This is a genomic window from Mucilaginibacter ginsenosidivorax (assembly GCF_007971525.1).
Taxonomy (GTDB): Bacteria; Bacteroidota; Bacteroidia; order Sphingobacteriales; family Sphingobacteriaceae; genus Mucilaginibacter; species Mucilaginibacter ginsenosidivorax.
On the sequence record NZ_CP042437.1, the window covers coordinates 2,859,447 to 2,871,348 of the forward strand.

Annotated in this window: 12 protein-coding genes; 2 read left to right on the top strand and 10 right to left on the bottom strand. The window is 43.6% G+C overall.

The genetic code is table 11. From position 1 onward, the window contains the following. Nucleotides 1-104: 104 nt before the first annotated feature. The 5 genes from FSB76_RS11870 to FSB76_RS11890 form a co-directional block, all read right to left on the bottom strand. Nucleotides 105-824 carry a LytR/AlgR family response regulator transcription factor gene (locus FSB76_RS11870; protein WP_147053783.1) on the bottom strand — a complete coding sequence of 240 codons (720 nt, stop codon included), beginning with the start codon at nucleotides 822-824 and terminating at the stop codon, nucleotides 105-107. After that, a complete protein-coding gene (locus FSB76_RS11875) occupies nucleotides 821-1,837 on the bottom strand; it encodes a sensor histidine kinase (protein WP_147053784.1) in 1,017 nt (338 codons plus the stop codon). The genes FSB76_RS11870 and FSB76_RS11875 overlap by 4 nt, the downstream gene beginning before the upstream one ends. Nucleotides 1,838-1,899: 62 nt before the next feature. Further along, entirely contained in the window at nucleotides 1,900-2,313 is a 414-nt protein-coding gene (locus FSB76_RS11880) for a c-type cytochrome (protein WP_225976488.1), read from the bottom strand. Between the two features lie 20 nt (nucleotides 2,314-2,333). Beyond that, a complete protein-coding gene (locus FSB76_RS11885) occupies nucleotides 2,334-2,864 on the bottom strand; it encodes a YceI family protein (protein WP_147053785.1) in 531 nt (176 codons plus the stop codon). A 2-nt stretch (nucleotides 2,865-2,866) separates the two neighbouring features. Continuing rightward, nucleotides 2,867-3,886: a metallophosphoesterase family protein gene (locus FSB76_RS11890; RefSeq protein WP_147053786.1), complete on the bottom strand. Its 1,020-nt coding sequence runs from the start codon at nucleotides 3,884-3,886 to the stop codon at nucleotides 2,867-2,869. 235 nt (nucleotides 3,887-4,121) lie between these two features. Between FSB76_RS11890 and FSB76_RS11895 the strand changes: the two genes are divergently transcribed. Both FSB76_RS11895 and FSB76_RS11900 read left to right on the top strand, forming a co-directional pair. After that, nucleotides 4,122-4,790, top strand: coding sequence for an MgtC/SapB family protein (locus FSB76_RS11895; RefSeq protein WP_147053787.1), 669 nt, complete (start codon nucleotides 4,122-4,124; stop codon nucleotides 4,788-4,790). Nucleotides 4,791-4,960: 170 nt separating this feature from the next. Further along, nucleotides 4,961-6,910 (top strand): glycoside hydrolase, encoded by a 1,950-nt coding sequence (locus FSB76_RS11900; RefSeq protein WP_147053788.1) that lies wholly within the window; start codon nucleotides 4,961-4,963, stop codon nucleotides 6,908-6,910. A 439-nt stretch (nucleotides 6,911-7,349) separates the two neighbouring features. Here FSB76_RS11900 and FSB76_RS11905 read toward each other — a convergent pair whose 3' ends face one another. From FSB76_RS11905 to FSB76_RS11925, 5 genes are all read right to left on the bottom strand, one after another. Beyond that, entirely contained in the window at nucleotides 7,350-8,198 is an 849-nt protein-coding gene (locus FSB76_RS11905; protein WP_147053789.1) for a hypothetical protein, read from the bottom strand. A 75-nt stretch (nucleotides 8,199-8,273) separates the two neighbouring features. Beyond that, on the bottom strand, nucleotides 8,274-9,575 hold the full coding sequence (locus tag FSB76_RS11910) for a DUF3570 domain-containing protein (RefSeq protein WP_147053790.1): 1,302 nt from the start codon (nucleotides 9,573-9,575) through the stop codon (nucleotides 8,274-8,276). 25 nt (nucleotides 9,576-9,600) lie between these two features. Then, nucleotides 9,601-9,822: a DUF4266 domain-containing protein gene (locus FSB76_RS11915; RefSeq protein WP_147053791.1), complete on the bottom strand. Its 222-nt coding sequence runs from the start codon at nucleotides 9,820-9,822 to the stop codon at nucleotides 9,601-9,603. A gap of 13 nt (nucleotides 9,823-9,835) precedes the next feature. After that, entirely contained in the window at nucleotides 9,836-10,789 is a 954-nt protein-coding gene (locus FSB76_RS11920) for an FAD:protein FMN transferase (protein WP_147053792.1), read from the bottom strand. Next, complete coding sequence (locus FSB76_RS11925) at nucleotides 10,776-11,213, bottom strand: thioredoxin family protein (protein WP_147053793.1); 438 nt, start codon at nucleotides 11,211-11,213, stop codon at nucleotides 10,776-10,778. Before FSB76_RS11925 ends, FSB76_RS11920 begins: the two co-directional genes overlap by 14 nt. Nucleotides 11,214-11,902: the final 689 nt, after the last annotated feature.

An 11,902-nucleotide genomic window follows, 5' to 3' on the forward strand; every position in this document is an offset into this window, starting at 1 on the left:
TTTGTTTTGATATTATATATCAAATGTCGGCACAGCCATGAACTTAAAATAGCTATAAAAGGCTTAAAAATAGTCTGATCGGACGAATAATACCGGCAGCTTTTTTATCTTTTAAAATACTTCCCTTTTAAAATTCTGTCCATCACTTCGTCATAAAAACGCTGGCCAATGGTTACCCTGGCGCTGCCCAGGTTAAGCATATTGCCTTCAATGGTGTTAACCATTTTAAGGTTAACAATATGGCTTTTATGTACCTGTAAAAACTTTTCGGCAGGGAGTTTTTCCTGGATACTCTTGATAGTTAAATAAACCACCAGTTTTTTGGGGATGGTATACAGCACCACGTAATTGGCCATAGCCTCTACATAAATCAGGTCGTCGTACAGCACACGCTCAATTTTACCATCGCATTTAACATAAAAATGGTCGGGCTCCGTTTTAACAGGGGCGGCTTGTTTTTGTCTTAATGATTTTAACTCCAGGGCTTTTTGTACTGCTTTTAAAAACCGATCTAATGAAAATGGTTTTACCAGGTAATCAACTACTGCCAGCTCAAAACCATCCAGCGCATATTGCCCATATGCTGTAGTCATGATTACCATGGGGAGGTTGTTGGCCGAGCGAAGAAACTGAAGCCCGTTCATTTTGGGCATGTTTATGTCCAGGAACACCAGGTCAACATCCAGCTCATTCATCATCGCGGTTGCCTTCAAGGGGTTTTCGGCCGTGCCAACCAATACCAGGAAATCAATCTCTTCAATATACTCCTGCAGCAGTTTGCGTGCAATGGGCTCATCATCAATAATAAGGCAGTTAAGCGTCATACGTTAAACAGGGTTAAGTTTACCTCATAACCGGTATCGGAATTAACAATTTGGAGTTGGTGCCTGCCGGGATATAAAATTTCCAGCCGGCGCTTTGTATTGGCAATCCCCAGCCCTGATGACTTTTCGATCTGGTTCACAAAGGCATCTTTAGTGTTAAAAACGCTGAACATCAGGTTGCTATTTTGGTATTGCAGGCCAATGCATACCAGGTTTTGCTTATCCTCATTAAACCCAACATATTTAAAAGCATTTTCTATAAAGGTAATGAACAGCAGCGGCGCCACGTTAATTTGCCCGTTTACATCATCGGCACAAAAAGAAACGACTATACGCTCGTCAATGCGGCCTTTTTGTATGGCTATGTAATTGCGGATGTAGTTAATTTCGCTATCGAGGGCTATTTGTTCAACATTACATTCATACAGCTGGTAACGCAGCATTTCTGAAAATACCAGCAGCATTTCGCGGGCATCCTTGTTTGATTTATCAATGTGCCCGTAAATAGAGTTGATGGAGTTAAACAGAAAATGCGGGTTAAACTGCGCCCGCAAAAAATTGAGTTCGTTGGTGGCTTTTTCTTTTTCAATTTGTTCGATATACAATTGTGACCGTATTTTTTCGATAACCAGGTGCACCGCCAGGATGCAGGCCACCCAGAAGAAAATATTGATAAACGAATCTAAAAAGATGTCGGGGAAACTAAACCTGGCGTTTTTAACTTTAAAAACATAGGTGACAACGGCAATTGATACCGGCACCCTCATAAGCGCTGTAATAACAATTCCCCCTAAAAAACACAGGCCAAATTTTACATACCGTTTTTTATTAAGCAATTGCGGAATGGTATACAGCGCGTTGAAATAGTAATTTGCCGATATAAACAACAGGTAACAAAACTGTATGGTAATGGCATGTGTAAATACCAGCGTACCGTTCCTGAAGATAAACACCCAGGACAGGTACGCCAATACCCAAAATGTGAGGTGATATATTGTTTTGCTGGTTTTCAAGGTATACGCCCGGATTTGTTTATTAAAGTACGTTAATATGATGCACAAAAAAAATCAATTGGTTATTTAGGTTCCGCGCCATCGGGAAAGGCCTGCCCTTTATGACAGGTGGTACATGATACAATCAATGTAGCGTTGCCAATTTCGGGGTGCTTTACTTTTAAATATTTTTTGTTGATACCAAGGGTCATGCGCATCATGGCGCGCGCTATCTGCTTTTCGGGCTTTGCATCGCTGGCAAAATCAAGCCCGTGTCCATCTTTATTACCGGCGTGGCAAAAACCACAGCTTACCCCAAGGCCATCGTCAAAATCGTCGGCCATAATGCCCTGCAGCGCTTTGGAACTTATGCTTTTTGGCAGCACTTTTAAATTGGTGTATTGGGGTGTATCGGCGGTTTTATCAGTTGCGGCCACGGTAACGCTTACTATAGCTGCTAATGTCATAACAGCTATAAACTTCTGGTTTATTTTCATTTGAGTGTGGTATAAAACTGTTAAGCCTTTTTTGCAAGCACATCCAGGTTTACCTCCAATTCGTTGGCAATGGTGCTTGTGCCGCCAATGCCAAAATCCTTGCGCTTTATTTTGAACGAGCCTTTAAATTGATAGCCACCGGCGTGGGGCGCTGCTGTAAAAGGGAACACTATTGGCTGGGTTTTACCTTTAATGGTTATTTTGCCGTTTAGCAAATAGGCACCTCCTTTGCCGGTTACTTTTGTTGACAGGAGCCTTATTTTAGGGTTGTTTTTTACATCGAAGTAGCTATCTCCCCTTAAATGCTCATCGCGCAGGTTGTTATCTGTATTTACAGTTGCCGCGTCAACCGTAACATCAAAGTTCGCTGTATCCGCATTGTCAGGATCAAAATTGATAAGCCCATCAAGGCCGCCAAAAGATCCCCCGACATCAAAGCCGAGGTTTTTGATGGTAAATTTTAACGACGATCCCTGGTTTACCGGCTTGTATTGCGCGTAGGTGATATTTAACCCGCAAAGCATCAGCAACAATAAAATTATCTTTTTCATGCCTATTTATGTTCTTCTATTTTATCGGCCTCAATCAATGGCGTATCGGTAATAGCCAGTGTGTGATTGTGCTCAACATAATTTACTGTAGTTAGGCCCAGCATGCCACGTAACTTTTCGGCTGGAACCTTCAAAGGCCCCGGCGACGGTGCAGCGCCCGGTGCCGGCTGCGGGAAAGCGGTTGAGCATGCGGTATGAAAGGTTATATTACCCTCAACCTTTTGAATGGTTTGATGGATGTGCCCGTTTAAAACCGATACCGAGCCAAAGCGTTTTAGCAGCGCCAAAGCCTGCGCACTATCGTCAGTTCCCCAGCCCCAGGCCGGGTAGATGGCCCAAAGCGGGATGTGTGCAAAAACCACTATCGGTGTGCTGTTGGTTAGTGGCTTCAGGTCATTTTCTAACCATTTTAACTGGGCAGCACCAATATAACCAAGCCCGCCATCAACATGATTGGTAACATTTACCAGGCCTATGAAATGTACCCCATGCGAATCAAAACTATACCAGCCATCGCCCAGCGTACCTTTGCCGTAACGCTCCAGGTAAAGTTTGCCGTTGTCGGTTACATCATGCTCGCCGGGAACGTAAAATATTTTTTCGGTTTTTACCGCTTTTAACGATTGTTCCAGCGTGTCAAACTCGTCGGCTTGCGCCAGGTGCGATAAATCGCCGGTGTGCAGCACAAAGGATGGCGCTACGGGCATTGTATTGATTTTGGCAATGGCTGCGTTTAGCGTTCCAACCACATCGGTATTGGCCGGTTTGGCAAAGCCGATGTGGCTATCACTGATCTGCACGAAGCTAAAATCGGATTTGGGCACCAGCAAGCCTTTTTTGAGGCCGCCTGTTGCTTTATCTATCATCTGGCTCATGCCATATGATTTCAGGATGCCGCCGGTCATCATCCAGAGTACGCCGGTGCCTGCCCAAGCCATACATTCCAGGAACCCGCGACGGTCAATACCGTCGTTATTGACTTCGGGGTTTAACGCCTCTTCAGGGTGCAAATGGTTTTTCATAACGTTTATTTTTTTTTGTTGGTTAATGAATTACACCGCTAAAAAAGATAAAGAAACCCGATGGCTATATTGTTTTACATGAAGCAAGCCCAATACTTGACGAACGATGGGTTTTGGATGGAATTAACATTGCTAAAATATAACCGGTATTTGTTGTAAGTTTAATGTGCCAAACGTTTACTTTTAATATTGCTACCATGCTGTTATTATGCAGCCAAACCAATGTCTGTTATAAATGAATTTTGATAGTACCATTTTACTGAACCCCACCCATAACATATATGGGCACGAAATACTAAAACTGTTTCTTGCGGTGGTAACCGGCTGTATTCTTGGGCTGGAGCGGGAGATAAGGGGGAAATCGGCGGGGTTCAGAACCCTGGCGTTAATTTGCCTTGGTGCAACTGTTTTTACCATATGCTCTTATATGCTAGGGGTTGAAACCAACCGCGACCGGATTGCGGCCAACATTATTACCGGCGTGGGCTTTATTGGTGCCGGGGTAATATTTCGTACAAACTCCTCCGTGTCAGGGATTACCACGGCCGCCTCTATATGGATATCGGCGGCCTTGGGAATGCTTTTAGGTATTGGCGAATTTGCCCTTGCCGGCCTTGCACTGGTAGCCACCCTGTTTGTATTATACGCCCTTGATTTTATACAAATTTGGATAGATAATAAATTTGAACATCGCCATTACCGGCTGGTTTTTAAAAACACCTGCCAGCTAAGCACCTTGTATGACCAGGTAACCCCGCTTAAGCTGAAAATAGTTAAAATGAAAACTTCACGTAAAGATGTACAAACCATCCTGGAGTTTGAAATATGGGGAAGGGAAAATAACCTTGCTTTATTTAATCAATGGCTTATAGATAGTGATGAGGTTTTGTCGTTTGAATGGTAGGATGGCGGTCCAACTGGTATTCATTTGATAAAAGCTGATACAAAATAAACCGATAGACATGATGCCGTGTTTATTGAACTATATTGGACAATCTGTTTTAAACAGGTTAGCGAAATTTGCCGGAACCAAAGTCGCCGATCAAACCAATATTCAAATAGTTTTACAGCATCATGAATCATCAACCTACGGGATATATAACCAAAACCATCTTTTTCCTGGCCGCTATCTGCACGCTTGCTGTTCATAAAAGCCAGGCCCAGGCCGAACTGATGCCCTACGGTAACCTGAACGGCATTCGCGTACAAGGCCAGCTTATGGATTTTAACACCAGTATTGATGTGGTTGGCAACAGCTGGCACAAAATAAACGCGACAGCAAAGGAACGCCAGCGGCCGAAGTTTAAAAGAGATGGCGATGTTGAAACTGTAAATACCGCTATTGATAGCCTGGTATTTACCGAGACTGTTACCGACATAGGCAAGGGCAAAATCAAAATAAACATTACCTGCAATGTGCGCAGGGATACCAGCATTATAGGCGTTTACCTGGGCCTGCGTTTGCCCAAAGCAGTGTATGCAGCCAGCCAGGTTACACTAAAAGACCAAGCCATGGCAACCGAAGTACTTAAAGATGATATGCCTACAGTAACGGCTAAGGGCATTACCTTTAAATCGCCTGTGCAACATTTCAGCATCAGCACCAATGAGGCAGCGCTTATTATAAGGCCGCAAAGCGACGATTTAAAATACATTCAGCTGTACTTCCCCATTTGCGAAGGCACGCTTAAAAAGGGTGATTTATTTGAGAAAACCTTTGAGATTAAAGTAGAAGGCGATATTGACAACACCGATGCAACTATCCTGCTGGATGCCGCTGCTCAGGGCCGCGAATTTGCCGGACTGGGTGGCAACTTCCGGTTGCAAAACGCAAAAACCGACCCGCAGGTAATAGATTATTGTTTGAAAAATCTGCGCGTAGCCTGGGGCCGGGTAGAGATGCCCTGGCGCGATTGGCAACCGGATATGAACACTGATCCTATAGCTATGGCCGATAGTAGTAACCTGAATAACCATGTCAGGCAGTCGATGGAGATGGCGCAACGGCTGGGTCAAATGAATATGCTGGTGGTATTAACGGCATGGGCGCCGCCGCAATGGGCGGTTGTTGGTAAGCTAAAATACCGCCCCACACCGGATGGCGTTTGGGGCAACCCGCTTAATAATGATAACACGCAGCAGATTTACAAATCAATTACCGATTATATCATCTACCTCAAAAACCATTACGGCGTTGAGGTTACTTACTTTTCGTTCAATGAATCGGACCTGGGTATCAACATACGCCAAACAGGCCAGGAGCACCTGGCGCTTATAAAAGGACTGGGTAAATATTTTGCAGATAAAGGCTTAAAAACCAAATTGCTGCTGGGCGATAACTCCGATGCTACCACCTACAAATTTATTTACCCGGCCATGAATGATCCGGAGGCCCGGCCATACATTGGCGCGGTATCCTTTCACTCCTGGCGCGGCTGGGATACTCCAACACTTCAAAAATGGGCCGATGCGGCTGCCAAACTAAACCTGCCCCTTTTGGTTGGCGAAGGCAGTATTGATGCCGCCGCGTGGGAGTATCCGGCTTATTTTGAAGAGCAATCATACGCGCTTGAAGAGATTAACCTTTACACCCGCCTGCTGGCTATATGCCAGCCCTTATCAATTTTGCAATGGCAGCTCACGGCAGATTATTCACCATTGAGCGGCGGCGGTATTTTTGGCAATGATGGGCCCTTGAAACCAACCCAGCGCTTTTGGCAGCTAAAGCAGCTCGCTTCAACCCCGGCCGGCCTGAAAGCCCTGGCGGTTACTGTTGATAAACCTGCCATATCATGCGCGGCTTTGGGCGATGCAGGCAAGCACAAATACGTTATCCACTTGGTAAATAACAGTGCCGCGCGTAAAGTTTATTTAAAGGGCTTACCGGCATCTGTTACCCGGCTTAAGGTTTACGTTACCGACAAAGACCATAACGTTAGCCAAAAAGGCGATATTAAAGTTATTAATAATCAAGCCGCATTTAAGCTAAGCGCCCGGTGCTTTACCACGCTGGAGAGCGAATAGTACTAAGTCTGGAGTCCTTAGTCTTAAGTTCTAAGACGCTGTCTAAATTTGATTTGCTAATGTTTTTATGCTTCTAATGAATAGACAACAACGTATTCGCATGGCAGCGAAGACTCACCCGGCTACGCTGCGCTGGCCACCCTCTCTTCGGCTTCGCCGGAAAGATGGGCTTGAAAATTCTTTATTTTTTTTCGATACAATGCATTGATAGTCAACGCTCAAACCCCCTCTTTCCACCGCAGGTGAAGAGAGGGTGGCGGGCACAGCCTCGCCGGGTGAGTCTTAACCGTCATGCGATATTCCGCATTCCCGCTCTTACGTTTCGCCAGGTTTTGATTTCAATCATGGCCTTCCTTTTCAAATTTAGACAGCTTCTAAGTCGAAAGCTATTTATTCTCTTTCGACTTAGAACTTAAGACTTCCGACTTAAAACTTGTTTTCAGGGATATTTAAACCCGGGGAATACGAGATGGAAAATGCTCCACCAATTGTCTTCCAGGGAAAAGTATAGTTTAAATGGCCCTTCAAAATGAATGGTTTCGTTGTTTTCCAACACGGCATCATATTTTACCGATCCCTCGGCATGGCCAAGGCCCGAGCCGGGTTGTAATTGAAAGCCGATATCGTAAATAAAATATTCTTCGTTATTAAATGCCGTGTACGCGCTAAAAATATTGCTAAGCTGGTGTACAATTTCGGCCCGGCTGTAGGTTTTCCTGTCGGGAGCCACAAACGAATCGCCAAGCACCCAACTGCGTTCGTCAAAGTCTTGTTTAAACCATCCCGATAAAAACTCCAGGGCTTTATTTTGAATATTGGCTTTATGATTGGGATGAAACTCTTCATAATCAAAATGGCTTGTCATACCCGGTATCGTAAAATCGTCGGTTTCATGGTCAAACAATTCTTCGGTAATGAAAACATATTTAGTGCGATTGTCCAAATCGTCAGAAAAATCGACAGCAAGATTCTTGCTCAATAGCAAATCGGTAATTTGCTGCAAAGCCTCGCTTACCTGTATGTCGCTTAGTTTATCTGCCGGTATAAAATCGGGCTGGCCCAATAGATCATAAACCTTAACCCGTTTTGAATTAGCGTAGTTATGCTCAAAATCAAAAATATTCTTTAAAAAAATATTCTCAATTTCCGGGTCAACAGGGTTAATGATACGAGGGTCGGCGCCCAATTCGGCCTGCAACTTTAAACGCAGCAGTTCGTTTTCCATCCGCAGGTTTTCTTCCGGGTCGTCGCTTAGCGGTTTGTCAAAAAGATCGTCGGTGTTTTCCATAGTGACGAACAAAATAGGCAAAGCCCGGTAAAATTTAAAACTTTACCGGGCTTTTAATTTTGATGGCTATTTATCTTATTTAAAACCAAGGCTTACCGATACCACATCGGATACCAAACCTACGTTTTGCTTATAATGGCCGTACCGCAATTCCAGGTCATGTAAGTTTTCCCAACCTAACACACCTTTAGGAGGCGCTATCCTGAAACCGGCACCAAAAAACTGGCTGTTGAACTTTGCATATTCGTAGTTGCTGGTAAAATACGTTTGCGTTACGCTGTTTTGCTCATAAGGCGCAAAGTATTTGGCCGCCGTTTGTGTATAGTACCTGTAAAACGGGGATATAGAAAAGAATGGTGTAACCTTATACGCTATCTCAAGATTGGCCGTGTTTGATTGGGTGCCCCAGTTGTCCCAGTAATAACGGTAATATGATCGCAGGATAACGTTATCGCCCAGGAAGTAATTGGCCCTGAAACCTAAAGGCAATTTAAACCGCGATGATGGCAGTCTTTCGATGGTATCTTTTCCGTTGGAAAAATATACCCGGTGAAAGGGCAGGCTTAAAAAGCCATGCTGGGTAACAACATCGGCCAGGAACATGATCTGTAGCCTTGATGTAACAATTTGCGAATAAGAAAGTGATGCTGTATAAGTATTTCTCGGGCTTGATGGAATATTGGCCTTGCCTCCACTTTCAGAACTTGATGAATTGCCGCTTGCTGTTGTAACTGTAGTAACCGTAGTAGTTGCTGTCGGAATAAACTCCGATGGATATATCAGCTTAACATGGTCAAAATAGCCCTGTAGCTTTACGCCAAACTCGCCCATCCGGTTTGCTGTTTTGGCCGAGAAATGTAAATCGGCGCCAAGTGATTGGTAGTTATATTCGCCGGAGTAATAGCTTCCTATGCCGAAGCTTGTCCCTTTTTTGGTATTTTCAATAGTCCAGTCCAGCGATGGGTATACCCGGCTGCCACCGGTATTTGATGCGCCTGTTTGCGAAACATAGGCAGCCGATGCCGAGGTGTGATGATCAAACCCAAGGCCTACGGATAGGGTGTTTTTATTTAATGTATTACCCAGCCACACCAGTTTCAGGTCGATGCCATTTGCAATATCCGTTACGTTTTCGGTACCAATGCCCCCGGTAACCGCCGAGTGGTTACCATTTTGTTTGTAATAGCTGGATACCAGGTTAACTTCATCAACCCTTAACCTGCGCGGCCGGTATGCGTTGGTATCCTGGCCGGTAGTTGTAGCCAAAGTAAAGCCCGGCTTTAAGTTATTGGTAATGCTATCTTTTGAGGCTTGCGCATAGGTGTGCATGCGGCATATCAGGGAAAACCCCAACACGGATAAATATATTTTCTTCATGGAATTACAGAATCAGGATTTAATATTAATTGCAACCGCAGCCCCCGCCGGTTTTACCCGCGTTGGCACCTGATGCCGCTTCACGATAGGATTGAAAATTTAGTTCGTTTCGCTCTACTTTTCGGTTGCTCAATGCCATCTCCGAATCATTGATCCTGCTTTTTTGATACTCCTTAAGGTGTACACACGATGTAAGCGATGCTGCCAGCAAAAGGCAGCCGGCTATTTTAATCAGTTTATGAGTCATTTAAATAGGGGTATTAAGTTAAATTAATATTATTTGAGGTATATAAATTATCGTCGTCGTCAATTATTATGGCTTCAATATCATTCATCTGGTTTATCAGGTCCAGGCCGGCATAAACCCCCATGATGGTAACGGGGGTGGCCATTGCATCTGCTATTTCGGCGTTGGTAGTAATAATGGTTACGCTTTTAATACCCGCCACAGGCATACCTGTGCGCGGATTAATGGTATGAGAATACCTTTTGCCATCAATAATCACAAACTTTTCGTAATTACCCGAGGTTGCAACCGCCAGGCCCGAAATACTTAGATATGAAAAAATTTGGTTGGAAGCATCGGGATTGGCAACACCTACGGTCCATTTTTTTCCATCGGGCTGATAGCCCCAGGCCGTAAGGTCGCCAGAGGCATTTACAACTCCGCTTACTACACCTTTATCCTGCATTATTTGCTTGGCCCTTTCGGCGGCGTAGCCCTTTCCAATCCCGCCAAAGCCTATCCGCATTCCCCGCTCGCGTAAAAAAATGGTGCAGTTTTGTTCGTCAAGTACAATGTTGCGGTAATTGATCAGGCGAACCATACTTTTTGCGGTAACAGGGTCGGGCAGAGATGTCATTTGCTGATCGAAATTCCATAACCGTTTATCAACCGAACCGTAGGTAATATCAAACGCCCCCTGGGTTACATTTGATATCATGATGGAGCGTTTTACTAATTCAAATGTTTCGCGGCTTACCTGCACAGGCTTAATACCTGCATTGTTATTTACCTGGTTGGTTTCACTATCGTTGTTAAATGTGGTAAGCAAAGCTTCAATGCGTTGTATCTCCTCAACACCGGCATCAATACACTCATTGGCCCATTGCTGGTTATCTGCAACTACACTTAACTCAAAGCGGTTGCCCATCAGTCGCAAACTGCGTTTGTGCAGTGTTGGAGCGCTTGCTTTAACTTTAGTTGCTACCATTGGCAAACTGATTTATCTGTTCAATAAATTTTTCAGGCGTTTCATCAGGATAGCCATCCCATTGTTTTAAAACTTTGCCATGTTCATCAACCAAGAGGGTGAACGGAAATTTACCTTCGGCGTTATATTTATCGGCCAGCGCCTCATTTAACTTTACCTGATCTTTACTTAGCTGGTTTTTCTTCTGACGCGGAAAATCTGCACGTACCAGTAAAAGGTGATCTGCTGCATAGTTTTCAAATACCGACGATTCCAGGATCTCTTTTCGCAGCCTGATACACGGCCCGCACCAGTCTGATCCCGAAAAGTTTATCAATATTAATTTGTGCGATTGTTGTGCTTCGGCCTGGGCTTTGCTAAAATCGCCAAGCCAGTTAACAGGCGGTGAGATAAGAAAGAAAAATATTATTGTTAATATTTTCATTTTAACACATAATTAGGGGAAAAGAATAAATAACACTTAAAGTTTAAATACCGTTGTTAACCACGAACTTGCAACTATAAATCGGCATTAATAACCAGGTGCGGATGAATGCCATTATTGTGTCGATTAACCGGGTAAGGATAACTTTTATCTCAATATTAACTGAACAATCTGTAGTTAGAATGAAAATTGAGGGATTTAACAGATTTTAACAACTGATTGACAGTGTGACTATTCGGCTTTGGCAGAAATTTTTTGTAGCAAAGGCTTGTAGTGCGGGTGTTAAAATTAACAGACAATATTCACACAAATCAGAGCGGATTTCATAAATCCAATCCTGTGAAAAACAACATAAAAACTGTTTTTTGTGCTGGTAAACAATACAAATTTACAAACTTCCTTTTATATGCTAAAATAGCCTTATAATCATGCATAAATAGTTAAAAAACAGGTGATTAATTCACACTTTTCGGTAACTAATTCGGTATTTATTGATACAAATAGTGCATTTATTAATACAAAAATAAAATGAAGGTTTTTTCCGCAAAAGTTCAGAAAAAGCAGCCTCAAAAATCGGGCATCTTAGGTTTTAAAGCTGCCAACTTTGCCATCGCCCTACTCCTGGGCCGATGGATAAATTAAACCATGCCGATAACACAATTAAAAATGGTTGTTCATACAACCCGTCA